The organism is Clostridium paraputrificum, assembly GCF_900447045.1.
In the GTDB taxonomy this organism is placed as follows: domain Bacteria; phylum Bacillota; class Clostridia; order Clostridiales; family Clostridiaceae; genus Clostridium; species Clostridium paraputrificum.
Map to the genome: position 1 here is coordinate 69,817 of NZ_UAWH01000015.1, position 24,548 is coordinate 94,364.

The 24,548-nt window shown below is 28.5% G+C and carries 25 protein-coding genes; 19 read left to right on the forward strand and 6 right to left on the reverse strand.

Features of this window, described 5'->3' with window-relative positions:
- The first annotated feature begins 41 nt into the window (after positions 1–41).
- Both DR024_RS11820 and DR024_RS11825 read left to right on the forward strand, forming a co-directional pair.
- Positions 42–908 (forward strand): ABC transporter ATP-binding protein, encoded by an 867-nt coding sequence (locus DR024_RS11820; RefSeq protein ID WP_070098177.1) that lies wholly within the window; start codon positions 42–44, stop codon positions 906–908.
- Between the two features lie 195 nt (positions 909–1,103).
- A complete protein-coding gene (locus DR024_RS11825; RefSeq protein ID WP_051195961.1) occupies positions 1,104–1,973 on the forward strand; it encodes a DegV family protein in 870 nt (289 codons plus the stop codon).
- 39 nt (positions 1,974–2,012) lie between these two features.
- Here DR024_RS11825 and DR024_RS11830 read toward each other — a convergent pair whose 3' ends face one another.
- Positions 2,013–3,896: a sensor histidine kinase gene (locus DR024_RS11830; RefSeq protein WP_111918876.1), complete on the reverse strand. Its 1,884-nt coding sequence runs from the start codon at positions 3,894–3,896 to the stop codon at positions 2,013–2,015.
- Positions 3,897–4,047: 151 nt separating this feature from the next.
- Between DR024_RS11830 and cls the strand changes: the two genes are divergently transcribed.
- On the forward strand, positions 4,048–5,583 hold the full coding sequence (cls, locus tag DR024_RS11835) for a cardiolipin synthase (RefSeq protein ID WP_027098335.1): 1,536 nt from the start codon (positions 4,048–4,050) through the stop codon (positions 5,581–5,583).
- 32 nt (positions 5,584–5,615) lie between these two features.
- Here cls and DR024_RS11840 read toward each other — a convergent pair whose 3' ends face one another.
- Genes DR024_RS11840 through DR024_RS11850 form a run of 3 tightly spaced genes read right to left on the reverse strand, consistent with a single transcriptional unit; the run spans position 5,616 to position 7,638 of the window.
- Positions 5,616–6,116 carry a hypothetical protein gene (locus DR024_RS11840; RefSeq protein WP_055184393.1) on the reverse strand — a complete coding sequence of 167 codons (501 nt, stop codon included), beginning with the start codon at positions 6,114–6,116 and terminating at the stop codon, positions 5,616–5,618.
- A gap of 20 nt (positions 6,117–6,136) precedes the next feature.
- Positions 6,137–6,742: a J domain-containing protein gene (locus DR024_RS11845; RefSeq protein WP_027098337.1), complete on the reverse strand. Its 606-nt coding sequence runs from the start codon at positions 6,740–6,742 to the stop codon at positions 6,137–6,139.
- Positions 6,742–7,638 (reverse strand): DUF5685 family protein, encoded by an 897-nt coding sequence (locus DR024_RS11850; protein ID WP_027098338.1) that lies wholly within the window; start codon positions 7,636–7,638, stop codon positions 6,742–6,744. The genes DR024_RS11845 and DR024_RS11850 overlap by 1 nt, the downstream gene beginning before the upstream one ends.
- Before the next feature lie 186 nt (positions 7,639–7,824).
- Between DR024_RS11850 and DR024_RS11855 the strand changes: the two genes are divergently transcribed.
- The 6 genes from DR024_RS11855 (at position 7,825) to DR024_RS11880 (ending at position 16,103) form a co-directional block, all read left to right on the forward strand.
- A complete protein-coding gene (locus tag DR024_RS11855; protein WP_027098339.1) occupies positions 7,825–8,529 on the forward strand; it encodes an ABC transporter ATP-binding protein in 705 nt (234 codons plus the stop codon).
- A 1-nt stretch (position 8,530) separates the two neighbouring features.
- Positions 8,531–11,767 (forward strand): FtsX-like permease family protein, encoded by a 3,237-nt coding sequence (locus DR024_RS11860; protein WP_099313330.1) that lies wholly within the window; start codon positions 8,531–8,533, stop codon positions 11,765–11,767.
- Positions 11,768–12,133: 366 nt separating this feature from the next.
- Positions 12,134–13,075, forward strand: coding sequence for an NAD-dependent epimerase/dehydratase family protein (locus tag DR024_RS11865; RefSeq protein ID WP_111918878.1), 942 nt, complete (start codon positions 12,134–12,136; stop codon positions 13,073–13,075).
- Between the two features lie 441 nt (positions 13,076–13,516).
- Positions 13,517–14,944, forward strand: coding sequence for a 6-phospho-beta-glucosidase (locus DR024_RS11870; protein ID WP_027098342.1), 1,428 nt, complete (start codon positions 13,517–13,519; stop codon positions 14,942–14,944).
- An 80-nt stretch (positions 14,945–15,024) separates the two neighbouring features.
- Positions 15,025–15,618, forward strand: a complete 594-nt coding sequence (locus DR024_RS11875; protein WP_111918880.1) for a hypothetical protein — start codon at positions 15,025–15,027, stop codon at positions 15,616–15,618.
- A 122-nt stretch (positions 15,619–15,740) separates the two neighbouring features.
- Positions 15,741–16,103: a DUF5658 family protein gene (locus DR024_RS11880; protein ID WP_027098344.1), complete on the forward strand. Its 363-nt coding sequence runs from the start codon at positions 15,741–15,743 to the stop codon at positions 16,101–16,103.
- On the opposite strand, the gene DR024_RS11885 is transcribed toward DR024_RS11880, so the two are convergent.
- Positions 16,089–16,322, reverse strand: coding sequence for a hypothetical protein (locus DR024_RS11885; protein ID WP_034866330.1), 234 nt, complete (start codon positions 16,320–16,322; stop codon positions 16,089–16,091). The genes DR024_RS11880 and DR024_RS11885 overlap by 15 nt on opposite strands.
- A 147-nt stretch (positions 16,323–16,469) precedes the next feature.
- Here DR024_RS11885 and DR024_RS11890 point away from each other — a divergent pair, with 147 nt between their 5' ends.
- The 8 genes from DR024_RS11890 to DR024_RS11925 all read left to right on the forward strand — a co-directional run bounded on the left by DR024_RS11890 (position 16,470) and on the right by DR024_RS11925 (position 21,865).
- A complete protein-coding gene (locus DR024_RS11890) occupies positions 16,470–17,030 on the forward strand; it encodes a TetR/AcrR family transcriptional regulator (RefSeq protein WP_051195964.1) in 561 nt (186 codons plus the stop codon).
- 97 nt (positions 17,031–17,127) lie between these two features.
- Complete coding sequence (locus tag DR024_RS11895) at positions 17,128–18,018, forward strand: hypothetical protein (RefSeq protein WP_027098345.1); 891 nt, start codon at positions 17,128–17,130, stop codon at positions 18,016–18,018.
- Positions 18,012–18,194 (forward strand): hypothetical protein, encoded by a 183-nt coding sequence (locus tag DR024_RS11900; protein WP_027098346.1) that lies wholly within the window; start codon positions 18,012–18,014, stop codon positions 18,192–18,194. Before DR024_RS11895 ends, DR024_RS11900 begins: the two co-directional genes overlap by 7 nt.
- A 66-nt stretch (positions 18,195–18,260) precedes the next feature.
- Positions 18,261–18,914, forward strand: coding sequence for a hypothetical protein (locus DR024_RS11905; RefSeq protein WP_027098347.1), 654 nt, complete (start codon positions 18,261–18,263; stop codon positions 18,912–18,914).
- A 105-nt stretch (positions 18,915–19,019) separates the two neighbouring features.
- A complete protein-coding gene (locus DR024_RS11910; protein ID WP_051195965.1) occupies positions 19,020–19,571 on the forward strand; it encodes a hypothetical protein in 552 nt (183 codons plus the stop codon).
- On the forward strand, positions 19,552–19,929 hold the full coding sequence (locus DR024_RS11915) for a GntR family transcriptional regulator (RefSeq protein ID WP_027098348.1): 378 nt from the start codon (positions 19,552–19,554) through the stop codon (positions 19,927–19,929). The genes DR024_RS11910 and DR024_RS11915 overlap by 20 nt, the downstream gene beginning before the upstream one ends.
- Positions 19,930–20,823 carry an ABC transporter ATP-binding protein gene (locus tag DR024_RS11920; RefSeq protein WP_027098349.1) on the forward strand — a complete coding sequence of 298 codons (894 nt, stop codon included), beginning with the start codon at positions 19,930–19,932 and terminating at the stop codon, positions 20,821–20,823.
- Positions 20,807–21,865 carry a hypothetical protein gene (locus DR024_RS11925; protein ID WP_027098350.1) on the forward strand — a complete coding sequence of 353 codons (1,059 nt, stop codon included), beginning with the start codon at positions 20,807–20,809 and terminating at the stop codon, positions 21,863–21,865. Before DR024_RS11920 ends, DR024_RS11925 begins: the two co-directional genes overlap by 17 nt.
- Before the next feature lie 455 nt (positions 21,866–22,320).
- Here the strand turns inward: DR024_RS11925 and DR024_RS11935 are convergent, their stop codons facing one another.
- A complete protein-coding gene (locus tag DR024_RS11935) occupies positions 22,321–23,139 on the reverse strand; it encodes a TIM barrel protein (RefSeq protein WP_027098351.1) in 819 nt (272 codons plus the stop codon).
- Positions 23,140–23,284: 145 nt separating this feature from the next.
- On the opposite strand from DR024_RS11935, the gene DR024_RS11940 reads away from it, so the two are divergent.
- Positions 23,285–23,995 carry a pseudouridine synthase gene (locus DR024_RS11940; RefSeq protein ID WP_027098352.1) on the forward strand — a complete coding sequence of 237 codons (711 nt, stop codon included), beginning with the start codon at positions 23,285–23,287 and terminating at the stop codon, positions 23,993–23,995.
- 10 nt (positions 23,996–24,005) lie between these two features.
- On the forward strand, positions 24,006–24,548 hold the full coding sequence (gene mnmM / locus DR024_RS11945) for a tRNA 5-(aminomethyl)-2-thiouridylate-methyltransferase MnmM (protein WP_027098353.1): 543 nt from the start codon (positions 24,006–24,008) through the stop codon (positions 24,546–24,548).

Genomic DNA, 24,548 nt, shown 5'->3' on the forward strand with positions numbered 1-24,548 from the left:
ACCCATGTCTTATAGGAAAAGAAATTTATGGAGGGATATAAATGGGAAAAATAATTGAAGCAAAAAATGTAATTAAGGAGTATGGAAGTTTTAAGAATCCATTCCAAGCCTTAAAGGGGATTAATCTTGATATTGAAGAAGGAGAGTTTCTTGCTATAATGGGCCCTTCTGGTTCTGGTAAAACAACTCTTTTAAATTTATTAGCCACAATTGACCAAGCAACTAGGGGGAAAATATATATTGATGGTAAATATATTAGATCTTATACAGAAAAGCAATTAAGTCTTTTAAGAAGAGAGTATATTTCTTTTATATTTCAGGATTGTAATCTATTAGATAACCTAACCATAAGGGATAATATAACATCTCCATTAATAATTATGGGAGCTGAAAAGAAAGAATGCGATAAAAGAGTAGAATCTGTTTCTAAAAGGTTAGGAATTGATACTATACTAGATAAATATCCTTCAGAATGTTCAGGAGGACAAAAACAAAGAGTAGCAGCATGTAGAGCTTTGATTACTGATCCTAAAATTATAGTAGCAGATGAACCTACTGGTGCATTAGATACAAAGAATTCTGATGAGTTATTATCAATATTAAGAAAATTAAATGAAGAAGATAATATTACAATAGTAATGGTTACTCATGACCCATATATAGCAAGTTTCTCTAATAGAGTAATCATGATAAGAGATGGACTGTTAGATGCAACAATAGAGAATAAGGACAATAATCAAACTAGATTTTATAATAGTATATTAAAGGAGTCTGCAAGACAGACAATTTTTAAAGATGAAGAGGCAGCTTTATCTATTGATGATTATGAAGAATTGCTTAATGAAAACAAGAGGTTAAAAAAGAGAATTATAGAACTAGAACATAAAGAAAAGTTAAATTCGATATAATATAAAGATAAGAAGTAATAGAAGCTTAAGGCTTTTATTACTTTTTTCTTTCTAAAATTAGTGAAAAGTAAAGAAATAAGATGATTTAGAGAGAATAAGTTTGCAATTTAAATAATTTGATTATCAAACTAATTGATTTTTTTTAAGGTATCATTTATACTATCTGTAACACTATGAAAAATGGAGGAATTAATAGTGAGTATTAAAATTTTTACAGATTCAGCAAGTGATTTACCTTTAAATATAGTTAAGGAAAATGATATTGGTTTAGTTTGTTTAACAGTAAATATTAAAGGCGAATTCTTAGAAGATGATTTAGGACAAACTATAAAGTATGATGACTTTTATAAATCTTTAAGGGAAGGTGAATTAACATCAACTGCACAGGTTAATGTATTTACTTTTGAAGAAACTTTTAGGAAAGAACTAGAAAAGGGAAATGATATAATTTATATATCTTTAGCCAGCGAACTTAGTGGTACATATAATAGTGCAAGAATAGCTAGGGAAAATCTTTTAGATTTATATAAAGATAGAAGAATTGAAGTTATTGATTCTAAAGGTGTAACTTTAGGTCAAGGATTATTAGTTTATTATGCAAATGAGCTAAAAAAGAGTGGGAAAAATATAGATGAAATTGTAAAGTGGATAGTAGATAATAGAACAAAAGTACAATATGCTATTATTCTTGATGATCTTCAACATTTAAAAAGGGGAGGAAGAATATCTGGAACAACTGCAGCAATTGGGGGATTACTTGGGGTAAAGCCTACACTAAAACTTACTAAAGAAGGTAGGGTTGTGCCTGGAGTTAAGTTAAAGGGAAGAAAGAAAGCAATAAATTATTTATTAAATGAGATAGAAGAAAAAGCTGTTAATTTAGAGGAGCAGATAGTATTTATTGCTCATTCAGACTGTAAAGAAGATGCTAATGCTTTAAGGGAGAAGGTAACTGAAAGATATAAATTTAAGGATGTAATTTTAAATAATATTGGTCCTGTTATTGGTACACATGCTGGTCCAGATGCATTAGCTGTAATATTTATTGGAAATGAAAGAGATTAATTAAAAGGAACTGATGCAAATATTTGCAACAGTTCCTTTTTAAAATATATCAGAGTATTCAAGATTTGTCTTTTGGATTGAATCAGAGGAACTTCCATTTTGTTCGGTTAAGTTTTTTACTTTATATATTGGTAAGATTACAATAAATTCAGAACCTACCCCAGGCAAACTATTAACCTCTATATGGCCGTTATGTAGTTCTACAACAGATTTGATTAAAGCTAATCCTATACCACTACCTTTCCCCTTAGAATATTTATCTGTATCTAGCTGGCTAAATCTATCAAATATAAATTTTTGCTTTTCTCTTGGAATACCAATACCGGTATCTTTTACACTAATACTTAAGTATTTAGAGTTATATGTTAGTGTTACAAAGATATTTCCATTAGCTGGAGTAAATTTTAAAGCATTAGAAAGAAGATTTAAAATGACTCTTTCAATATTATCTTTATCAAATAAACAATAAAGTTCTTCTATATCTGTATCAAAAATAAGGGTTATATCTTTATATTCTGCGTAAGGAACAGTACTTAAGGTTAAGTTTTCTACCACACTTACAATATCATAATTATCTTTAGAAATATTAAAAAAACCTGCATCTATTTTAGTTATATCAATTACGTTATTTACTAGTTTTAATAGTCTATTACTGTTATTTTTTAGGTATTCGAATTTGTTTTTTATAGTAGGATCCTTTAAAACTATTTTATTTTGCTTTAAATATAAATCAAAAAGTTGAATTGTACTTATTATAATATTTAAAGGATTTCTTAGCTCATGTGAAAGATTAGCTATAAAATTATTTTTCATTAAATCCAATTTTTCTTTATCTCTTAATCTTATCTTGTTATGTACATATATAAATAAAATAAACATTGAAAATATAATTATTGCAGAGAAAATAATATTTCTTTTATTAGAATCTGAGCTTTCAATTAAGGTTTCACCTGAGCCAATTTTTATGTAAGACGTATTAGGTAGGTCAGTAGGTAGATGATATTTATCATTCATGTAAGTATTTATTACAAAATCATTATCAAGCGAAACATCCCTGTAACCAACATCTTTTATAGATAAAGTATTATTTATAATTGAAACTGCTGTATCTGAAATTGCTTTGGCAAGAACAGTAGCATCATAATTATATCCTCCAATATTAAATCTAGTTATAAATTCTCTATAACCACCATAAACCTCATTAGTTGTCTTCCGACTAATAGCTCTTATAGTAGAATAAGAAGAGCCTGATGTTAAGTATTTTCCCCAATTATTACTTAAAAGGGAATTAAAAACTATTGTTATAGTATTTTTTTCACACAATAGAGGAGTAATTTCATTTTCTTCTCCAGTTGTTATAAAATTAAATTTTATATCTTTAGAGTTTTTAGATATATAAGAATTTATACTTTTATATATGCTTGAGCTTTTAAAGTTTGATCCGATTAAAAGATTAACTTTCTTTAGGTTAGGATGTATATTTAGCAAGAAGTCCATATACTTTGAGAAGTCATAATTCATATAGTATCCACCAAAGTTTTCAGGTAAATTAAACTTTTTTTCTTCAGTTAAACCAATGATTACTGGTGTGTCATCAAGGAAATTAGAATAATTATTTTCAATATATTGAAGACGGTTGCTATCTAGACAGATAATTAGGTCGAAATCTGTTAAATCAACGCTTTCATTTGAAGGATATAAAATAGAATTCTCAAAAAAGACTGTGTTAGGTAATTTTGAAGATATATAGCTTTTCAAAGTTGATAATAGTGATTCATCAAAACTTGTTTTATTATATGGAGTTAGTATAAGTATTGAATTAATTTTATTATCAGTTTTTAAGGCAGATACGTTTTGCGTAGGTATTAAAAAAAGTATTAAAACTAATGTGATTGATATAGTTTTAAAAAACTTGTTATTCATAACAAAACCTCCTATATTACAAGTAATATTTTACAATTATGTATATAAGTAGTCAAGAAATGATATAATATTTTGCCTGTATTAGAGAAGTTTGATTTATTAGAAATATTGATATAGAATAAAGATAAAATTATGTTAATAAGGAGGATAAATGCGTAAATTATTAAAGTTGATTTTTAATAGAATATTTATAGTTGGAGTATTAGTACTTATTCAATTAATAATTTTAATATTAGGAATATGGAAATTAAGCGAATCCTTTGTATATATGTATGTGTTATTTGTAATATTAAGTTTAGTAGTTGTGGTGTATATAGTTAGTAGAAAAGATAATCCATCCTATAAATTAGCCTGGACAATTCCTGTTTTATTAGTTCCTGTTTTTGGGGGGCTATTCTATCTTTTATTTGGTGGTAACAAAATTGGAAGAACCTTAAAGAAGCAAATAGATGCTGAGTATTACGAAGCAAAAGAATTGCTAAAACAAGATGAAGCCGTTATTGAAGAAATAAAAGCCATAGATAAGAGTGTATATAATCAGGTGAAATATATTAATGATTATGCAGCTTACCCTATATATAAGAACTCTACCACTGAATTTTTATCTCCAGGAGAAGTATTTTATGAAAAGCTATTAGAAGAACTTAAGAAAGCAGAACATTACATATTTATGGAATACTTTATTATTCATGAAGGTAAGATGTGGGATAGTATTTTAGAAATATTGGTGGAGAAGGTAAAAGAGGGAGTAGACGTAAGACTTCTTTATGATGATATGGGGTGTATAACAACATTACCTAATAAGTATCATGAAAAGATGGAGAAGCTAGGTATAAAGTGTCAGGTGTTTAATAAGTTTATTCCTATACTTTCCGTAATTGTTAATAATAGAGATCATAGGAAAATTACAGTGATTGATGGACATACGGCTTTTACAGGTGGTATTAATCTAGCAGATGAATATATTAATGAGATTGTAAGGTTTGGTCATTGGAAGGATGCTTCTATTATGATAAAAGGTGAAGCTGTGTGGAATTTAACTGTAATGTTTCTTCAGGTATGGAATTTCGTTGGATTTAATAGAGAAGATTATAATAAATATAGACCTAAAATGTATCATCCAGATGATTTTGTAACTGATGGATATGTACAACCATATGGTGATAGTCCTTATGATAATGAGCTAGTAGGAGAAAATGTATATTTAAATATAATTAATAAAGCTAAGGATTATATTTATATCAATACTCCATACTTAATAATAGACAATGAGTTAGTAACTGCTCTAACTTTAGCTGCAAAAAGTGGAGTTGATGTAAGAATTGTTACACCATTCATTGAAGATAAATGGTATGCACATATTGTAACAAGGGCATATTACGCTCAGCTTATTGAGTCAGGAGTAAAAATATATGAATATACCCCAGGATTTATTCATTCAAAAACTTTTGTCTGTGATGATGAGATAGGTGTAGTAGGAACAATTAATATGGATTATAGAAGTCTTTATTTACATTTTGAATGTGGAGTTTTCTTATATAAGACCAAATCAGTAATGCAAATTAAAGAAGATTTCTTAAATATATTAGAGGTATCACAAAATATAACTTTAGAGGATACTAAGAAGGTTAAGTGGTCAAATAGATTCCTTAGGGCAATACTTCGAGTATTTGCACCACTTATGTAAAATTAATGTTTATAACTTAGAAAAGCTCCCTTTTAAAGGGAGCTTTTTTTGTGGAATTTTTTATAATACATGGTTATCAATGCACTTAATGCATAATCGTATACTAAAAATACTGGCTGAGCTAAAAGATACATAATTCCAACTGAGAATTTCATATCTATATTAATTCCAAATAGCTCTAAGGTTAGTAGTCCAATAGTCAAAACTACATTAAAGAATACAAGTTTAATAGCTATTTCAACAGGTATTTTATTTAACCTCTCTATAAAATGCTTAACTAATCCATATATCCCAAAAAATAAGGCATACATTATGGAATAGTTAATAGGTAATATAAATAATGATACTATAGTTGAAGCAACATAAACAAAAATAGAAGTTTTAATATTACTTCTTATTAAACAAATAGGTATATATAAGGATGCAAGTGTCATAATTGCTATTGTGTTTGTTGGAATAAGAAGTGTCAAATATAATGTGACAATAGTTAATGCAACTAAAACTCCTCCAAGGGCAATATCCTTAGCTTTCATAATAAACCTCCATTATTTTACTAACAACAAGATATTAAATCTCCACCCATTGCTTCACAACAACAGTCTAAGCAAATTAAGTTGGCACAACAATCTGCTGAGTTACCACCAGTTGTTCTGTAGTACGGTTGGCCATATCCTCTAGCTCTTGAACTTAATTGCTGTAATGTTTGTCTATATTCAAAGTTATTTGGATCCATATTTGCAGCAGTTGTTATATTTTGAAGAGCAGAATCATACCAACCTTTATTAGAGTGAACAACTCCCATTAAAAAGTACCATTCAGCATTTCTATCAGAAACTCTATTTAATATAGCTTCTGCAGCTGCTGTATTTCTTCTTTGAAGGTAAGCTCTTGCTTGTGATAATTCAGAAGCAGAGTTACTATATGAATTATTATTTGAATAAGAACTTGATGTATTTGAGCTATAATTTCCTGAAGATTTACCGCTTGTTAATTGGTTATAAGCATCATTTACTTCAGCTAGCTTTTGTTGAGCTAATTCTTGAAGAGGGTTATCTCTATATTGATCTGGATGATATTGCTTTACTAATTTTCTATAAGCGCTTTTAATCTCCTCTTGTGATGCACCTGGTTTTATACCTAAAACTTCATATGGATTCATTAAGAATCACTTCCTTTCATCTTTTTGCAGTTATTTATTATGGCAAGATATTTGTCCATCATTCCAAAGTTAATTATATTTTCTAAAATTTCTTTGTTTTTATGTAAACTAAGTTTATCTAAGGACTCCTTACATCTACAACCACAACTTAAAATATTAAATTCAATTCTATCCCTAATTTGAATAATTAATTCCTCATATGAAAGATTATTTGTATTATATAAATAATTTATTGGATTAAATTTATTCTTTTCCATATCTTCTTTAAGGTCATCTAAAGCGTCAACTAGATAAATCCATTTTCCAAGACCATATCCTAAATCGTAGAGAGTATTTCTTGATTCTTCTGAATCATTTAATATTTCATTTGGGTAGTTCTTTAGAATTTCTCCAACAATTACACTAAAAGGATGACAAATCTCATCAATAGAAGAAAAGTTTTTATTATCTTCATAGTTAGACAAAATTGATAAATTTTCTTTTATTATAGCATTAATTTTTTGTATAGAGTGTGAAAATTTTCTTTTATAAGGTAATAAAGTAAGAGATAAAAATTTACTTTTTAAATCCTTATCATCTTTCACATCATCCAATACTTTAAAATAGAATAGTGATATATTCATTGCAGCAGCATAAGCGGTTGCTTCATTTTCAATTACTATATTTCTTTTTTGTAGTGGGTGAGCTATACAGTTTTTATGAACTATATTTATCTTATTTTTATTTAAACTATCTAATAATATAGCTAAGAATGTCATATCATAGTTTAGAGTCATTCTAGGTATATTGCCAAAGTCTCTTTTTATGCTGTTACAAACACCACAGTAATATGCTCTAAAAAGTTCATATTCCTTAACTTTTAATTCACCCTTTAGAGGAGTTACATATCCAAACATTAATATCTCCTTTTAAATAAATTTTTTGAAGAATGCTTCATTTAATAATTATTATTATACATAATAGGTAAAAATGGTACAATACAAACATTGAGATTATTATGAAGCTTTAGTATACTTTAAATAACATAATAAATAAGGGGAATAATGTTAGAGATTAGTAGATTATTTGGAGGCGATTTTTTATTGAAGGATTATATTCAGTTTAAAGATGTAAAAAAGATTTATAAAATGGGTGAAGTTGAAATAGAAGCGCTAAGCGGCGTTGACTTTTCTATAAATAAAGGGGAATTTGTTGTTGTTGCAGGGGCAAGTGGAGCTGGAAAATCAACAATATTAAACATATTAGGGGGAATGGATTCTCCAACAAGTGGTGAAATAATTGTTGATGGAGTTGAAGTTAGTAAGTACAGTTCTAAAGAATTAACTACATATAGAAGATACGACATTGGTTTTGTATTTCAATTTTACAATTTAGTTCAAAATTTAACTGTTACTGAAAATGTTGAGCTTGCAACTCAAATTTGCAAAAATCCATTAGATGTAGCTGAAACTGTAAAAGCAGTAGGGCTTGAAAAAAGAAAGGATAACTTTCCGGCTCAATTATCAGGAGGAGAGCAACAAAGGGTTGCTATAGCTAGGGCATTAGCTAAAAACCCTAAACTACTTCTTTGCGATGAACCGACTGGAGCATTAGACTATAATACTGGTAAGGCTGTATTAAAGCTATTACAAGACACATGTAGGGAAAAAGGAATGACAGTAGTAGTTATTACTCATAATCTTGCATTAACTCCAATGGGGGACAAGGTTATTCAAGTTAAGAATGGTAAAGTTCACTCAATCAAGGTTAATGAAAATCCAGTTCCTGTAGAAAGGATTGAGTGGTAGTATGAAAAATGCACTGGTAAAAGATACAGTAAGAGAGATAAAAAAATCTTTTGGTAGATTTCTTTCTATATTTGCCATTGTAGGTATAGGGGTAGCTTTTTTTGCAGGAGTAAAAGAAGGTGAGCCTGTAATGAAATCATCGGCAGATAAATACTTTGATGAATATAACTTAATGGATATAAGAGTTGTATCGCCTATAGGCTTAACTGATGATGATGTAGCTGAAATTAAAAAACTTGATGGTATAAAGGGGATTTTTCCAACTCATAGCATTGATGTGTTAACGGAGATAAATTCATCTGAATTTGTACTAAAGGTGCATGGAATACCCTTAGAGGATGCTAAAAATGATACTGAAAACTACATTAATAGGGCAGAAATTAAAGAAGGTAGACTTCCTGAAAAGTCTGGAGAGTGCATAGTAGGTGCAGGTAATTTTAATGGTATGGGGGTAAAGGTTGGGGATAAGATTAAGCTTACATCTGGAACAAAGGATGATATAAGTGAAAATCTTAAAGTCAGTGAATTTACAATTGTAGGTATAGCTAATACACCTAACTACCTTTCTTTTGAAATGGGAAGTTCCAATATTGGACATGGTTCTATTAATAATTTCATCATGATTCCAGAAGAAGATTTTAATATGGATATATATACAGAAGTTCTTCTTACTGTAGAAGGTGCTAAAGAGCTTAATAGTTATGCTAATGAATATTTTGATGTTACTGATAAGGTGACTAAGCCTTTAGAAAACTTAAGCCATGAAAGAAGTCCAATTCGTTTTAATGAGATTCTAGAGGAAAGTAGAAAAGAATTAGAAAATGGTAAAAAGGAATATGTAGAGAATAAAATAAAGTATGAAAATGAAATAAAGTCAAATGAAGAAAAGCTTCAAGATGGAAAAATAGAGCTTATTATTAGTGAAAAAGAATTAGATAAGCAAGAAAAGGAATTCCCGAATCAAATTAAAGAAGGTAAGGAAAAATTAGTAGCTGCAGAGAAAGAGTTACAGGCTGGTGAAGAAGAGTATAATAAAAATCTTAAAGCTTTTAATGATTTAAAAGAATCTACAGAAAGTAGTATAAAGGACTTTGAGGAATATTTAAATTCTCATAAGACAGAAGTTGATAATTTAAGAGTAGAAGTAGATGCTTTAAAGGAAAGGCTTAAAGATACTAACTTAAGTGACGAAGAAAAAGATTATATTAAATCAGAAATTACCCGTAAGGAAAAAAGTATTCAAATATATGATTTTTCATTATCAGCAGTGTCTGAAGGGAAGAATCAAATAGCTAATGCAGAACAGAAATTAAAAGAGGGAAGAGCTACATTAGACTCAGGATGGGCTACTTTAAATAATGAAAAAGCAAATATCCAAAAAGCCGAGAGTGAGGGGGAAAATGCTTTTGTTGAAGGAAGAAAAAAGATTGAGGAAGGAAAACAAGACATAAAGCAAGGTGAAGAAGAGCTAGAGAGAGCTAAAAAGCTTGGTGAGGAAGAACTTGCTCTTGCAAAAGAGAAGCTAGATAAGGCTGAAAAAGACCTTCAAGATGCAAAAGCACCAGATTGGTATGTTTTAGATAGAAATAGTCACTATAGTTATATGGATTATGGTGCTTCAGCTAATAAAATAGGAGATATTGCTAATGTATTTCCAGTATTCTTCTTTTTAGTTGCAGCATTAGTCTGTTTAACTACTATGACAAGAATGGTAGATGAGCAAAGAGGAAATATTGGTACATTAAAAGCACTTGGTTATAGTAAGTTAAGTATTTCTTCTAAATATATAGTTTATGCAGCTGTGGCAAGTACATTAGGAGCACTGGTAGGGTTAGCTATTGGGGTAGTTCTTTTCCCAACAGTAATATTCTATGCATGGGGAATTATGTACACAGTTCCAAAGGTAAAATTATTATTAGATCTACCTTTAAGCATAATATCTATTTTGGTAGCTGTATCAGTTACAACTTTAGCAGCTGTACTAGCGTGCTATAAAGAGCTTATTGAAACACCATCACTTCTAATGAGGCCTAAGGCTCCAAAGGAAGGTAAGAGAATTTTCTTAGAAAGAATATCTTTTATATGGAAGAGGATGAACTTTACAGAGAAGGTTACAGCGAGAAATATATTTAGATATAAGAAGAGATTCTTCATGACAGTAATAGGTATATCAGGGTGTACTGCATTACTTTTAGCTGGCTTTGGAATAAAGGATTCTATTAGCACAATTGCTTCAAAGCAATTTGGAGAAATTATTAAATATGATAGTCAAGTATCAATTGATAAAGACTCTACTTTAACTGAAAAAGAAGATTTGTTTGATAAGTATAAGAATGATAGTAGAGTTGAAGATATTTCCGAAATGAGCACTTTTAATAGTAAGGCAATAGATGATGGAGAAGATAAGTCAGTAAAATTAATTGTACCTAAGAATATAAGTGAATTTAAGGACTTTATATCTCTTAGAGAAAGAAGTAGCCAAAAGGAAATACAGCTTGATAATAGTGGAGTTGTTATAACTGAAAAACTTTCCAAGTCCCTTGGTGTTAAAAAAGGTGATAAGATCACTATAGAAAATGAAGATGGAGATAGAAAAGAAGTAGAAGTATCAGCTATTAGTGAGATGTATGTTGATCACTATGTATTTATGTCACCTGAATATTATAAGTCTACTTTTGGTGTAACTAATGAAATAAATGCACTAGCTTTAAAACTAAATGATACATCAACAAAGGTAGAAGAAGTTTTAGGTACAGAGCTTATGGATAATGATATAGTTAAGTCCGTTTCTTTCTATAGTGGATTAGTTAATAATTTTGATAATATGATTAGCAGTTTGAATATTGTAGTAATAGTACTAATTGTTTCAGCAGGGGCTTTAGCCTTTGTTGTACTTTACAATTTAACAAATGTTAATGTAAGTGAGCGATTAAGAGAAATAGCTACAATTAAAGTTCTTGGGTTCTATGATAATGAAGTTTCAGCTTATGTATATAGAGAAAATCTAGTACTTACTGCTATTGGTTCCATAGTTGGTCTTGCCCTGGGAACTATACTTCATAGATTTATAATGATAACTGTTGAGTTTGATGCAATGATGTTTGGAAGAAATATAAATATTTTAAGTTATCTAATAGCTGTTGTAATTACTATGGGATTTGCTATTTTAGTAAATTTAGTAATGTATAAGAAGCTTAAGAAGATACCTATGGTTGAATCATTGAAATCTGTAGAGTAGAGTAGATTAGGATAAATAAGATAATAGAGATAATTAAAATTAGGTGGAAACACAGCAGTTTGGCTGTGTTTCTTTCTTTATGTAAAGTAAGAAGTATTAGGTACAAGATAATTTAGATAAAGTGGATAAATTAGGATAAGGAAGGTAAGGAGGTAAAAAGATAATGAGGTTGGAGGAGGAAACTTTGCTAGCGCTAAAGTTTCTACAATAATTAAATCGGTGTGGTGGAGTGGGAGTTTTATTTATTAGAATATGCTCTTACTTTGAGTTTGAAATGGTGTGAAAATAATTTTTGGGTAGTGTATAATTAAAGGAGATAGAATATTTATGTTAGAGGTTGATTTATGAAAAAAGAGGGTTTTAGTTATGGGAGGTAGCTACTTTATTGGAAGAAGAGTAGTAGAAGTTTTGGTAGAAAATAATTATGAAGTATATACTTTAAATCGTGGTACTAATAATGTTTTTGGTGAAGAAGTAATTAGTTTAAAATGTGATCGAAATAATCATATAGAAATGAAGAAGGCACTAAGTAAATATTATTTTGATGTTGTTATTGATGTATCTGGATTAAATAAAAGTCAAAGTGAAATTTTATATAATTCTCTTAATTTAAAATGGATTAAGAAGTTTATATTTTTAAGTTCTAGTGCAGTTTATGATGTGGAAAATAATAAAACTCCTTTTAGTGAAGATACTCCTTTGGGGAGAAATAAATACTGGGGAGATTATGGGACTAATAAAATAGAAGCTGAAGAGTTTTATGAAAAAGTTTTCTCAAAAACTAACTGTGATTTAATTATTTTAAGACCACCATATGTTTATGGAGAATACAATTATGCTCAAAGAGAAAGCTTTATTTTTGAGCATTTAGAAAATAATAGACCTATAATAATACCTAATAAGGGAGAGTCAAGGCTACAGTTCATATATTCAACTGATTTAGCAAATATAATAGTGAGATTAATTGAAAGTAATACTGAAGAAGTATGTATATTCAATGTTGGAAATAAAGAAGGAGTAACAATAAAAGAATGGATAAATTATTATGAAAGAGTAGTTGGGAAAAAAGGAAAGTTTATAGAATATGACTATAAATCAAAGAATATAGGTGAAAGAGATTTTTTTCCATTCTTCGATTATGATAATGTTTTAAAAGTAAATAGAATTAAGAAAATATATAGTATTGAAACAGACTTTGAAAAAGGGTTAAAAAATGCTTACGAGTGGTATTGCGATAATAAAAAAAGTATTGTATTTAAGGAAGAAGCAAGAAGAAACGAAATAGAAATTGTGAAAAAAGAAATATAAAAATGTAACAAAGATAAAGAATTTTTAAAGGTCCAAGCTAGTTATAAAAATTTTTAAATAATAAAACCTTATGGATACAAAGATTGAGTGGTAAAAATATGCTAAGATATTTAAAATAAAAATTATAGTGCCACCACAGAATACCAAAAGCAAGTTTTGGAACCTGTTGTATGGTTTGAAAAGTGACTTCTCCTTAAAGCATGGTGAAGCCACTTTTTTTATTTGACTAAGTAACTGTTTTCATTTATACTTTAATTAAGTTATTTGGATAGTTATTGTTTAAAGACAAGCTAGACCTATTTGCATATAAAGGAAATCTTTTAAGGTGTTTTCTTTATGTAAATAGGTCTTTTTTATTAAAGTCTATATTTGTTTATTTATATAAATATATATTTTTATATTTATATATTTACATATTTATTTAGGAAAGAAGGTTTTAAAATGGGATTTAGAAAAGATTTTTTATGGGGTGGAGCTACTGCTGCAAACCAATGTGAAGGTGGTTATAATGAAGGTGGAAGAGGTTTAGCTAATGTTGATGTGGTTCCAATAGGTAAGGATAGATTTCCTATTATAGCGGGTGAGATGAAGATGTTTAATTTTGATGATGAACATTTTTATCCAGCTAAGGAAGCTATAGATATGTATCATAATTATAAAGAAGATATAAAACTATTTGGAGAAATGGGATTTAAAACATATAGATGTTCAATTGGATGGAGTAGAATTTTTCCAAATGGGGATGATGTTGAACCAAATGAGGAAGGACTTAAGTTCTATGAGGATTTGTTTAAAGAGTGTCATAAATATGGGATTGAACCGTTGGTTACAATTACTCATTTTGATTGCCCTATGAATTTAGTTGAAAAATATGGAGCTTGGAGAAATAGAAAGCTTATAGGCTTTTATGAAAAACTATGTAGAACTATTTTTAATCGCTATAAAGGATTAGTAAAATATTGGCTAACATTTAATGAAATTAATATGATTCTTCATGCACCATTTATGGGAGCAGGTATATGTTTTGAAGAAGGAGAAAATAAGGAACAAGTTAAGTATCAAGCAGCACATCATGAATTAGTTGCAAGTGCATTAGCTACTAAAATTGCCCACGAGATAGATCCAAATAACATGGTTGGGTGTATGTTAGCTGCAGGTCAGTATTATCCATACTCATGTAAACCAGAGGATGTATTTGAGGCTTTAAATAAAGATAGAGAAAATTATTTCTTTATTGATGTACAATCAAGAGGTGCTTATCCTGCTTATGCTTTAAAGGAGCTTGAAAGAAAGGGGATTAATATAGAGATGGAAGATGGAGATAAGGAGCTGTTAAAGAATCATACAGTAGACTTTATTTCATTCTCTTATTATTCATCAAGATGTGCTTGTGCAAATCCTGATGACAATTCAAAGACTGCTGGAAATATTTTTGCATCAGTAAAAAATCCTCATTTAAAGGCTAGTGAATGGGGATGGCAAATAGATCCACTTGGATTAAGAATAACAATGAATAATTTATATGATAGATATCAAAAGCCTTTATTTATCGTTGAAAATGGATTAGGCGCAGTGGATATACCAGACGAAAATGGTTATGTAGAAGATGATTATAGAATTGATTATTTAAGACAACATATAAAAACAATGAAGGATGCTGTAGAGCTTGATGGAGTTGATTTACTTGGTTACACTACATGGGGATGTATTGACCTTGTAAGTGCAGGTACAGGAGAAATGAAAAAACGTTATGGCTTTATTTATGTAGATAAGGATAACGATGGAAATGGAACATTAAAAAGAAGTAAGAAGAAGAGCTTTGAATGGTATAAGAAGGTTATAGCTTCTAATGGCGAAGATATAGAATAGTCTGATTTTTCTTCATTTTTATTTAATATCCATAGAATTATTATGTGGTATAATGTGTATAATTTATTGGAGGTGTTAAGATGAAGAAAAATACTGTAAGAATGGTTACTTTAGCAGTTTTATCATTCTTGTTAATAGGTTGTGCTAAAACAGAAGAGAGTAGTGCTAAAAAAAATAAAATTGAGCCTACTATTCCAAAGGTTACAACACAGCAAGATGTGGGGGCAGATATGGTTATGCTTGATTTTGCCTCTGATGATAAAATTATTTTTCATGGATACTTTGGACTTTTTGTATATGATTTAAATACAGAAAAGATTACTCAAAGCATTGATTTAAAACCAATTAATTGTAATTTTACTCAAGGTGACAATACATGTGTGGTTACAGTTAATAAAGATGGAAGCGAAGTAAATCTTCATCCTATCTCAAGTGAAAATATGTATGTATATAAGCTTGATGATAATACCTTAGAAGAGAAAGTTTATATAGAAATGTCAGATCCTTTTAAGATGTCAGAAGCTCCAAGAGATATTAATGAGAAAAGCTATTCATATGTTTCTGGAAGTGTAAAATTTTCTGATGAAGATATAGGATATCTAGCAGGATATGATATGACTTTAGGGTCATTAAGATATGTTAGAGGGGACAAAGAATACGTTATTTTTAAATAAATAAGAAAAGGTGCATCTAAGTAATAATACTTTGATGCACCTTCTCATTTTGGAAATTAGGTGTTTATTTTTTATAAATAAGTCAATCCTTAAAATGTATAACATTAAATTTGGAGTGACTTATGAATACATTTATTAAGAATTATAGTTATGAAAGTATAGTGAAAAAATTTAAGATATTATACCTTCTTAATGTAGCTGACATTATATTTACCCTAGTTTTATTGCAAACAAACCTCTTTGAAGAAAGAAATAAAGTTATGGTAACAATAGTAAATAATCCTATAAAAGCAATATTTGTTAAAGTGATTTTGGTATTTATTCTTATAAGGTTTATTTTATATAGGATGAAAGATGCAACCTTAAAGCAATTAAGGATATCAAACTATATATTAATCGGAATAACTATATTATATTTTTTGGTTTTGCTTACGCATATTCTAAATATATCATTAATAATAAGTATATTTTTAACATATAGTTAGGTCAGCGTCAAAACGAAAATTACACCAATGGCAACCACGATAGTTTTCAGTTTCACATAGGATTTGAACATCATCTTCATTTTCTAACATTATAATGTTTTCCTCATTTATGTTATCTATATAGCATAAAGATGATTCATTATCAAGGTCATGAATGAGTTTAGTATCTCTATCTCCTATGTATCTCATTCCATCATAAGGTGAGTTATAGCGTAGCATAAAAACATTCCTCCTATGACTTGTTTAATATAGAAATATGTTTGAAACATTTGAAAAATTACTGAAATAACTAGAAAATTTCTATACTTGAAGGAAAGTTAAGGTAGCATTATAATAGAGTTAATAGAAGAAAAAGGGGAGAGTAGTTTGCCTAAAAAGATATTAAACCTAGATGAAACAATTTTCCAAGCCGCATGGAAGTTATTTAGTAATGATGGATATGATAATGTGGATATGAAAGCTATAGCAAAGGAATGCAATATAGCAGTAGGCACTTTATATAATTATTATAATAATAAAAGGGAGTTATTTTTAAAAGTTTTAGAGGCTAGCTGGAATAGTACCTTTGAAAAGATAGAAAAAGTAATGAATGAAGATAAGAACAGTGCTAAAGCACTAGAAAGTATAATTAAAATATTATATGAGGATATAAAAGTTAGGCGAGGAATTGGTAGTAATCTTTTAAAAAGTGAGGCAATAAGTAAAACAGAAAATCAAAATATAGAAAATGGTATTATAGAAAAGATTTATAGTTATGTAATTAATGCAATTAATATAGAAAATCAATACATAAATATGCAGTATAGAGCTCAAAAGCTTACACACATTATTTTGTGTAATATAGTTTTACTTGCAAGGCTATATCCAGAAGATGATAAAGCTAATATAGATTTTTTAATTAAGATAGTTCATGATAATTTAAAATAGAAAAAGTTAGTTCTCTATTAATATAGAGGACTTTTTTTTATATGCTTTAATATAATCTAATGTGGCAAATTTAAATTTTAGCTAGAGGAGTGATAAAGTGAATAGTTTTTGTGAAAGCTTAGACCTAGCTAAAGAAATGATTAAGTTTGAAGTAAATGATAAAACATTGACTTTAGCCTCTAAGGATTTATATGAATTGTTAAATGGAAAGTGTCTAATATATAAGTTTTCTTCTGGAGGAGAATATATAAACCATTATACAAAGCATATAATTAATAGACTTATATCTAATAAGAAGTTAAAGGGAATATACCTATATAATATGTACTCTATTTTACTATTTCTACAGGACGAATGTAATGGTAAATATCTATCAAGCACTGGACTAAGTATGGATGACATTCCTAAAGTACGAGGTTTTGTATTAAGGGCTTTAAAGAATAAAAGATGGAGAAATATTATTTTAGAGGAATTAAGTTCTTGTAGTGAGGGACGAGTAATTAAATTAGCTAAAGTTAATAATTTAGCTGATTTTAAAATTAGTGATGAATTATTTGTAATGTTAAAGGATAGCCAGTCATTAAGCTGGAGGTGTTATATATTCCTTATGTTTACTTTGGATAGTGAGGGGCTAGAGAAACTGTTAAAACTATTCATTGAAAAGGCCGATATAGTAAATATAAAGTATCCAATACTTGAACCAAAAGAGAAAAGAAGTGATGAATATATAATTATTAATAGGCTACTGTCCTATAGTAGTGAATATTCAAAAACATATGAAGATATTATTGATTTAGTTATTGATTGTAAGGACGAAGGAATAGTTTTAAAAGCATTAAATGTAGCTAATAAGTGGAACATACCATATTATAAGAAAATTAATAAAGCAAGAATAGATGAGTTAATTAATAACTCTAGGAATGAAAGATATAAGTGTATGTTAATTAAGATAAAGGAGTCACTTAATGAGGGGGATTTTTTATGCTAGATTTTAGGATATTTAAAGAAGAAGAGGAGCTAGAAGATGAAAAAAAGGAACCTCTTATTTGTACAGGCTGTAAAAAGATAATTACAGAAAATTATTTTTATGATAAGATAACACAACAAATTTATTGTTCAAAAGAATGTTATTTGGAACAAATTGAAAAAGAATATTTTGATTAATGGCTGTATTATCTAACCTTTTCGGTACATACTAACATTGTACTAATGAGGAAAGGAGTAGATAGTGTGCCTATACCTATAGTCACTTCAATTATTTCTGCAATCTCTATTATTATAGGTTCTTTAGTTGGAGCGTATTGTAGTTGGATTATTAATAAGAATATGCACAACAAGGAGATAGAAGATCAACAAAAGATATTAAAAGAAAATAGATTTTATGAGGAAAAGTATAGAGTTAAGGAAGTCTGTAACAATGCTAATGTAATAAGGTTAGATATAGCAACTTCACTTTTTCAAAGTATAAGAAGTATTCAAAATACAGAGGAAGAGAAAAAATATCTATATTTGTTACCTATAAATAAAAATTATTCTGCTTCTGTAGCAAGCTTAAGTGATAAGTACTCTTTAAAAGAATTAAGTTATCTTTATCAACTTTATGGAATTATTGAGAAAGTAAATAGAGATATTTATAGTTGGAATACATCAGATAATTATGCTTATGAAAGAGTTAAGAAGGGATTTAATTGTATATTATATAAGATTTATGGTGACAACGTAGATAAAATTCTGAAGGTAGATGCAGATAAAATATCCTATAATGAACTTTATAATAATGAATATATAAGAGAATCTTATAAAAATCTATTAAGTAAATTAGATGATTTATGTTTAGTTGAAAATCTTCTTAAAGAAAGAGAGAATTCTGAGATTAAGAAATAATTAAGAAATTCTAAGGATTTATTAATTGACCTTTATAATAGATGTATATAGAATTAAAGTGTACTACTTCATGTAGTACACTTTATTTTTTAGGAGGTTATAATCTTGAAAAAATCCATGATACTTGCCTTAAGTGGTTTCTTTATTGTAGCGACCATAATGCTATGTACAAATCCTAATAAGGCATATGAAAAGACGAAACACTTTAGTTCACCAAATGAAATTATTGAAATAATAAACCATAAACAGCTAGGAGCATTAAATAAGGATGGAGAGTTTGTTACAACTTCTGATTTTAAGGAATGTTTATCTAAAAGGAAGAGAGTAACATATTCAAATTTTAATTATTATAAAATTGATGGGGAAATACTCCCTGAGAAAAATACTAAAGATAGTAAAAAAGTTATTCTAGATGATTATAAAAATAGAATTAGTAGGTTAGAAGGTTATACTGTACCTGGTAAATTAGAAACTTTAATATTAACAGGTAAGGGACATCCTACTGATAATTTATATATGGAAAACAAAGAGGTTGGAAATATTAAATTAGAAGATATAGATGTTAATATTGTATTTATAGATGAGGGTGAAGGTTGGGTAATTGATTATTTTTGGATTTCAACTAATGGGGGAGAAGATGTTTTGTATAATCAATAATAATAGACCCATATATGAGCAAATTAGAGAAAAATTTATTGAGCTTATTATAAATAATGCTTTAAGAGAAGGTGATAAATTACCTTCTGTTAGAGAACTTGCATCAATGCTTACAGTAAATCCAAATACAATTAGTAAAGCCTATAATAAATTAGAAGATGAGGGTATGATAGAGACTTTAAAAGGTAAGGGAACTTTTGTAAGAGTTGGAGCTAAGGAATTGGTTTTAGCTTACAATTATGAAATGTTAATGAACAAAATTAAAGATGTATTAGAATCAGCAAAAAATTTAAATATTAAATTTAACGCATTAGTTGATTTAGAAAAACAAGTCTTGAACAAGTTGGAGGGGAAGTAAGTGATAGAAATTAAGGACTTAACCCTTAAATTAGAGGATAAGGATATATTAAAAAATATTAATTTATCTATAGATGAGGGAAAGATATATGGACTTATTGGACCAAATGGAGTTGGTAAAACATCTCTTATAAAATGCTTAACTGGAGTTTACAAAATAACTACAGGTGAAATACTATATGATGGAAGCAATGTATATGATAATGCTGAAGTAAAAAAGAATATAGCATATGTAGCTGACGAAAATAATTTCTTTACTTCTTTTTTAGTTAGGGATGTTATAAAGTATTATAAATTAGCCTATGATAATTTTAATGAAGAGAAGTTTCACAAAATAAATAAAGTTTTTAAAATACCTTTAAATAAAAGGCTACATCAATTATCTAAGGGTATGAAGATGAGGACATTTTTAATGCTTGGATTTGCACAAGAAGCAAAATACATAATTTTAGATGAACCTACCTCAGGATTAGACCCAATATTAAAAAATAAATTACTTAAATTGATAATTGAAGAGGTTTCAACTAGGGGGACAACTATTATAATTAGTTCTCATCATTTAAATGAACTAGAAAAAGTTTGTGATGAGGTTGTTATTTTAGATGGAGGGGAAGTTTCATATAAAAATACTCTAGAAGAGATGAAAAAGAAGATTAAAAAGATACAAGTTGCCTTTGATGGTCCAGTTTATGAAGAAGATTTAAATATTAAAGGTATATTTAAAATGTCCAAAGTAGGTAGAGTATTTACTATATTAGTTGATAATTATGGAGAAGAGTTTATAGAGGAAATTAATGGGTTTAAACCACTATTTATAGAAGAAATAGACTTGAACTTAGAGGATATATTTATATACAAGTTAGATGAGGGGGATATTAATGAAGAAATATTATAATAAGGCACTTTTTTATCAATCCTTCTACAATGTAAAATGGGGAATATTGGGTGGTGTTATTCTATTTTTTTTACTTGTGTATTATAACACTAGCATTAGTCTAGGCAATGTGAAGTATTCTATTAGCAATCTAGAGAGTAATTATATTTATTTAAATACTGAAGTTTTTGTACTTAGCCTGTTTTTGTTAATTTTATTAGTATATGTTATGATTACAGGATTTAATAAGAGAAATAATATTACTTTTATTACAGGTGGCCCTTACACCAAGGAAGAGGTTAAGAAAAATGAGTTTTTATTTTTATTTTTAACTTTATGTTTATTTGTATTTGTAGCAGCTTATGCAATTATATGTGTTTATATAAGTAATAAAGAATTATTACCTTATATTTTTAATCCTTGGGAATATTCTATATTTATTATAATTAAAATTTTTACTTTAGGATTAGCTTTTATTGTTTATTTGTCATTTATGGATATGTTTTTTTCAAATTTAATATTCACATTGATAGCATTAGTAGGTTTTCCTATGGCAATTTTCTTTGATGCGTTAGTAATTGGTCAGATATATTTTTATAGAGTAGATATCTATAATACAGCTGCATTAAGGACTTATGATGTATTAAATAGTATTATTAATTATATAGGAGATATAATTAGTTTTATAAGCTATGATTATACATTTTATAGAGGTAGTAGGAATGTTTTATTAATAATAATAGCTTATTTAATAGGATCGATTTTTGTATATTATTTATCTAAATTTATTAATAAGAAGATTATTATAAATAACATAAATAAGTTTTTTGTTTTTCCTTTAGCGGGAAAGATAACAATTTTTACTGGTGTGTTTTCTCTTTTCTTAGGAGTACTTTATTACATAGTAGTATTGGGGGACCTTAATTTGTTTTTATTAAGAAATGAAATATATATTAGTAATTTTATTTATGTATTAGGTATTACTTTCATATTAGGATTAATTATAGTTATTTCTATATATTTAACTAAAATAGTCTTAAAGAAAGTTAACAAATATATTTAATATCACTAGTATTCCTAATAATTCCTTTAGCTTAAATTACCTTATGTGAATGAAAATTTATTTAATTATGTAAAAGTTTTTTGATGTAGAACAAATTTCTATTCTTAAGAATACAATATATTAAACTAAAGAATAGGAGTTGATTTACTATGTCAAGAGGATGCTGTAGATGCAACAATTGCGGCGGTTGTTGCAATAATGGTTGTGGAGGAAGACGTGTTAACCCAGGCTGGAACTGCGGCGGCTGTGGTGGATTCGGCGGCGGCTTTGGCGGCGGAGCTTGGTGGCCAATTTGGATCTTATTATTATTTGGATTTGGTGGCTTCGGTGGCGGCTTTGGCTGTGGCGGCTTCTGGTAGGATTTAGAAGGTAAAGGGCATCTACTATGATGCCCTTTAAATTTATTATAAGAAAAAAAGCGAAATTGTTTACCAATTTCGCTTTTATATCATCAATTAAAGTGATTCATAAGTATCTTTTAATAGTTTTGCATCTCTTTCAAGTATTGGACTTTCGCAAATAACGCATCCTTTTACCTCATAATCAACAAAGGCCTTCATACATGCTTGGTAGTTAAAATCACTTTCTAAGAAAGGAAGGTGATGCTTTTCTCCTTTTTCACTATATGCAATACCAGCAAGGTGAATATGTAAATCATCTAAAGCTTCTCTACCTAAACCTTCTCCAACCTTTTCTAATATTCTAGCAAAATCATCATATTCTTTTAAAGCACCATTTCCTCTTGCATGAACATGAGCAAAGTCTATACATAACTTACAAGTGTCAATTTCTTTGCATATATGAATTAGTTCATCAATATCTCCAAATTGAGTACCTTTACCTGTTGTTTCCAACCTATAATCTACACCAAAGTATGGAAGCTTCATTAAGTTCCTTTTAACTTCTTCAAGAGCATCCTCTTTTGTAGCTTTTAAGTAGAAACCAGGGTGGAAGATTAAGCTTCTTCCCCCAACAGATTTTAAGGCTTCAGCTCCAAGTGTTATTCGTTCTAAGGACTTTTCTTTTTTTTCATCTTCAACTGCATTTAGATTTATAAAGTATGAACCATGTGCAGAAAGGTAAAAGTTATGTTTTTCCTTAGCTTCAATTATTGAATGCATATTTTTTGGAGTTACATTAACAGAGCGTACAAAAGGTAACTCCATAGCATCTAAGCCCATATTACTTAAATATTCAATTCCAGTTGCATATGTAAATTTATCTCCTTCATTGCCTAAAGGAAGACCAGATATTCCAAACAAAAGTTTCTCCATAATAATAATTCTCCTTAAGTCTTTTTATAAAAGTATATCAAATTTCAAATTTTTATACAATCCTTCATAGTATTTCATAAATGTTGTAATTTATTTCACATAAAGCTATAATCTATTTGAATATAAAAGTGGAGTGATTTAGATAATGGAAGAAAGATTACAGAAGTACATGGCAAGATGTGGTGTTGCATCTAGAAGAAAATGCGAAGAAATTATTTTAGGTGGAAAAGTAAAGGTTAATGGAGAGATAATTAATGAACTTGGTACTAAGGTTAATCCAGATATAGATAAAGTAGAAATTGAAGAAAAGATTATTTTGCCAGAAGAAAACAAGGTTTACATATTACTAAATAAGCCAGAAGGCTATATAACATCAGTTAAGGATGAGAAGGATAGGAAAACTGTTATTGATTTAGTTAATGTTAAGGAAAGAATTTATCCAGTAGGTAGATTAGATTATGATAGTTCAGGTTTAATTATTTTAACTAACGATGGTGATCTTTATAATAAAATAATGCATCCAAGAGTTAAAGTAGTTAAAAGATATATAGCAGTGTGTACGGGAGAGTTTACACCTAGAGAGCTTGATAAGTTTAGAAAAGGAATAGATATTGGAGGATATATTACTGCAGATGCTAATATTAAAGTTATTAAGGTTGAAGATGGGAAGAGTACAGTAGAAATTGGAATTCATGAAGGTAAGAACAGACAAATTAGAAGAATGTGTTCTGCTTTAGGTCATGATGTACTGTCTTTAAAAAGAGTTGCAGTAGGCGAAATTAAACTTGGATACCTTAGAAGGGGAGAATGGAGAAACTTAACTAAGGAAGAATTGGATTATATAAATAGTTTATAGAGAGGGAATTATGTTTAAATACGTTGGAGATATAAGTGAGATTTCTCATCATATAATAAATAACTTTTTGGAGAATAGGAATGTAGCCATTGATGGAACTTTAGGCAATGGTTATGATACTGATTTTTTATCAGAACATTTTAATAAGGTTTATTCTTTTGATGTGCAAAAGATAGCCTGTGATAATTATAGGGACAAAAACAAAGAGAATGTTAATGTTATAAATGACTCTCATCATAAATTTAAAGAATATATAGATGAGGGAGTAGATTGTATAATGTATAATTTAGGGTTTCTACCAGGAGGAGATAAGAGCGTAACAACTATGCATGAAACCTCCCTTCAAAGTATTAAGGAAGGTCTTCAGCTTCTTAATAATGGTGGCATTATGACAATATGTATTTATAGAGGGCATAATGAAGGTAAAAAGGAGGAATCCTGCATTTTGGATTATGTAGTAAGTCTTCCTAAAAATAAGTTTGGAGTTATGGAACATAGTTTTCTAAACAGAAGTGAAGTTGCACCAATGCTTATTGTTATAGAAAAGAAGTAA

What these genes read in the sequence shown, in the direction of transcription:
- DR024_RS11860 (WP_099313330.1), top strand. Translation starts at nt 8,531, where the DNA reads ATGAAAAATGCACTGGTAAAAGATACAGTAAGAGAGATAAAAAAATCT.
- DR024_RS11900 (WP_027098346.1), top strand. Translation starts at nt 18,012, where the DNA reads ATGCTAGATTTTAGGATATTTAAAGAAGAAGAGGAGCTAGAAGATGAA.
- DR024_RS11840 (WP_055184393.1), bottom strand. Translation starts at nt 6,116, where the DNA reads ATGAAAGCTAAGGATATTGCCCTTGGAGGAGTTTTAGTTGCATTAACT.
- DR024_RS11940 (WP_027098352.1), top strand. Translation starts at nt 23,285, where the DNA reads ATGGAAGAAAGATTACAGAAGTACATGGCAAGATGTGGTGTTGCATCT.
- cls (WP_027098335.1), top strand. Translation starts at nt 4,048, where the DNA reads ATGCGTAAATTATTAAAGTTGATTTTTAATAGAATATTTATAGTTGGA.
- DR024_RS11880 (WP_027098344.1), top strand. Translation starts at nt 15,741, where the DNA reads ATGAATACATTTATTAAGAATTATAGTTATGAAAGTATAGTGAAAAAA.
- DR024_RS11820 (WP_070098177.1), top strand. Translation starts at nt 42, where the DNA reads ATGGGAAAAATAATTGAAGCAAAAAATGTAATTAAGGAGTATGGAAGT.
- DR024_RS11925 (WP_027098350.1), top strand. Translation starts at nt 20,807, where the DNA reads ATGAAGAAATATTATAATAAGGCACTTTTTTATCAATCCTTCTACAAT.
- DR024_RS11935 (WP_027098351.1), bottom strand. Translation starts at nt 23,139, where the DNA reads ATGGAGAAACTTTTGTTTGGAATATCTGGTCTTCCTTTAGGCAATGAA.
- DR024_RS11915 (WP_027098348.1), top strand. Translation starts at nt 19,552, where the DNA reads ATGTTTTGTATAATCAATAATAATAGACCCATATATGAGCAAATTAGA.
- DR024_RS11870 (WP_027098342.1), top strand. Translation starts at nt 13,517, where the DNA reads ATGGGATTTAGAAAAGATTTTTTATGGGGTGGAGCTACTGCTGCAAAC.
- DR024_RS11845 (WP_027098337.1), bottom strand. Translation starts at nt 6,742, where the DNA reads ATGAATCCATATGAAGTTTTAGGTATAAAACCAGGTGCATCACAAGAG.
- DR024_RS11875 (WP_111918880.1), top strand. Translation starts at nt 15,025, where the DNA reads ATGAAGAAAAATACTGTAAGAATGGTTACTTTAGCAGTTTTATCATTC.
- DR024_RS11830 (WP_111918876.1), bottom strand. Translation starts at nt 3,896, where the DNA reads ATGAATAACAAGTTTTTTAAAACTATATCAATCACATTAGTTTTAATA.
- DR024_RS11885 (WP_034866330.1), bottom strand. Translation starts at nt 16,322, where the DNA reads ATGCTACGCTATAACTCACCTTATGATGGAATGAGATACATAGGAGAT.
- mnmM (WP_027098353.1), top strand. Translation starts at nt 24,006, where the DNA reads ATGTTTAAATACGTTGGAGATATAAGTGAGATTTCTCATCATATAATA.
- DR024_RS11865 (WP_111918878.1), top strand. Translation starts at nt 12,134, where the DNA reads ATGGGAGGTAGCTACTTTATTGGAAGAAGAGTAGTAGAAGTTTTGGTA.
- DR024_RS11850 (WP_027098338.1), bottom strand. Translation starts at nt 7,638, where the DNA reads ATGTTTGGATATGTAACTCCTCTAAAGGGTGAATTAAAAGTTAAGGAA.